Below are 2263 nucleotides of genomic sequence, written 5' to 3'. Positions count from 1 at the left end.
GCGCATAGCCGCCAGCGCATAGCCGCCAGCGCATAGCCGCCAGCGCATGGTTGCGAACAGTGCCGTGACCGCTGGCGTGTGCCCACCCGCGTCGGCTCACACCCGCCCGCGTCGGCTCACGCCGGCCTGGGCGGCCGACGGTGGCTGACGGCGGCCCACAGTGGCCTACGATGCCCGCCGGACTCACCCGGTGGGCTTGTGTCCGGTTGTCGTGGACGATGATGATGCCGTGTCGGCTTGGGTCAGGAGGGCGGGGCTGTGGTCGAACCCACACCGGAGTTGCTGGTCGTCATCGCACCGCAGGCAGCCGGGCCGCAGCCGGACGCCGACGACATCGACGGCCCTGGTCCTGGTGGCGCGGGCGGTCCCGCGGCCGAGGGGGGACCCGCCGGAAACAACCGGTACCAGACCATCCTCACCGCCTTGCGGGAGATCGCGCAGGTGACGGTGGTCCTGCCGCCACGTCTGGCCCTGGTCGCCGCTCCGAGGGGCCGGGTGGACGCGCTGGCCCGGCTTCCCGGCGTCCTCGGGGTGTTCCCCGAGGCCGTTCCGGCGGGCCTACGGGAGACCCTCACCGCGAGCGAGAACCTCTTCGTGGACGGGTGGCTCGCGCGCCTGGCCGGCAAGCAGCGTTCGGCGGAGGGACTGCCCTGGGACGCCACCGGTACCGGCCGGCTGCCCCCGGGTCCTCCGCATGACCGGAAGCCTCCGAGTGACCCGTGACCGCTGGCAGCGCGAAAGAATATGATCGCGCCGCCTTCGGCCCTGTGACTTGGGCGGCCGGATACGGTGTAGCAGGCTGCAGACCAAGTGTCAGCCCTATCACGAGACCCGGTTTTTGTGACCGCCCAGGAGTTCGTAGCCATTGACGTGATCGAGGTCAACTGAGGTGGTGGCCTGAATATCGTGTTCGGCGCGAGTCGTGAACTTCGTCCGTAGCGAGACGTGTCGGTCGTCCAGGACGTACAGGACGGGCTCTTGAGCCTCATGGCGATGAGGTAAGGAACGACGGGTGGCGGACATAGACCAGGCGAAGCAGACCGTACGCGAGCGGGTGTGGTCGCTTCTTGAACAGTCTGGCGTAGTGGAGCCAGGGGTACGGGGCCACATTCCGGCATTCGTGGGTGCGGACGAGGCCGCCGAACGGCTGACAACGCTTCTGGCTTGGGAGCACGCCCAGGTCGTCAAGGCCGTACTGGACCGTGCGCAGCTTCCTGTACGAGCCCGTACCCTAGCGGTGGGTAAGATCGTCTATATGGCCGTGCCGAAGCTGGCCGTGCCGAAGCCCTTCTACCTCCTTGACCCGCACGACCTCTCGGTTCCGCCTGAGGAAGCCGCCGACCGGGCTGTCGCGGCGCGCGTCGCCCGAAAGATCGGCGTAGACGAGATGCAGCCCGTTGACCCCGTGGTCTGTGGCAGCGTGGCCGTCAACCATGTGGGCGTACGGCTCGGCAAGGGCGCGGGTACTCGGACATCGAGGTGGCGCTGCTTGCCGAAGCAGGTTTGCTTACTGAGCAGACGACCATTGTGACGACCATGCATGACTTGCAGGTCGTAGAGGAGGAGCTACCAGAAGCCGAGCACGACTTCCGGACAGACTTCGTTGTGACGCTGGAGTGGGTCATGGCGTGCGGGCGGCCGAAGCGGCCACGCGGGTTGTCGTGGGAGAGTCCGAGCAAGGAGAAGATTGCGGATACTCCCGTATTGGCGGCACGAGCAGCCAGCCAGGCTAACGCATCGTAGGCTTATTATCGTCCACCACCCGCGCGGTATTCGTAGGTTCAATTCTCCCACGCGGTCTGGTTCGGGAAGCGTTGTACACAAGTCGTTGTACATAAGTCAACGTATTCACTCAGGTCGTATTCACTCTGGCGACTGAAAGCCGATAAAACTTTCATGTCCTCAATCACCGCGATCGGATGTGCGACACGGCGGGATGATCTTAGAAGGGTGGCGGGCCGAGGTCCGGGACGCCACCTGGCCGGGTTCGGCCTGTCTCTGGAGCGTGGCTCCCGGCCCCGACCCCCGGGCTGTCCACACCCGACCCCGACCTCGCTCCCGGTTCTGGCCGGGGGATGGTCATCGACGCTCCCACGCAGCGGCTCGGGGAGCTGCTGGTCTCCGGCAGCGTGAGAACCGTGCCGCCGGGGCCCCGGCCGGCTGGGCGCAACCCACCACCGGCCGGCGCAGACCCTGCTCCGGCCACCCCCACGGCGGCAGCCGACACGGCCGCAGTGGCCGTGGATGCGGTAAACATAGTGGG

Annotated in this window: 1 protein-coding gene and 2 pseudogenes; all 3 read left to right on the top strand. The window is 67.1% G+C overall.

From position 1 onward, the window contains the following. The first annotated feature begins 258 nt into the window (after nt 1–258). The gene (locus tag DD1DGNOD_RS18555) at nt 259–723 is read left to right on the top strand and encodes a hypothetical protein (protein WP_131767743.1); all 465 of its coding nucleotides are present in this window, start codon (nt 259–261) and stop codon (nt 721–723) included. Between the two features lie 289 nt (nt 724–1012). Then, a pseudogene (locus tag DD1DGNOD_RS18550) lies at nt 1013–1743 on the top strand (5-formyltetrahydrofolate cyclo-ligase). 332 nt (nt 1744–2075) lie between these two features. Next, a pseudogene (locus tag DD1DGNOD_RS28250) lies at nt 2076–2263 on the top strand (hypothetical protein); the annotation flags it as partial.

Origin of the sequence: Candidatus Protofrankia californiensis (assembly GCF_900634765.1) — a bacterium.
Taxonomy (GTDB): Bacteria; Actinomycetota; Actinomycetes; order Frankiales; family Frankiaceae; genus Protofrankia; species Protofrankia californiensis.
Note: the sequence above shows the minus strand (reverse complement) of the source record. Positions and strands in the feature narration are given on the sequence as shown.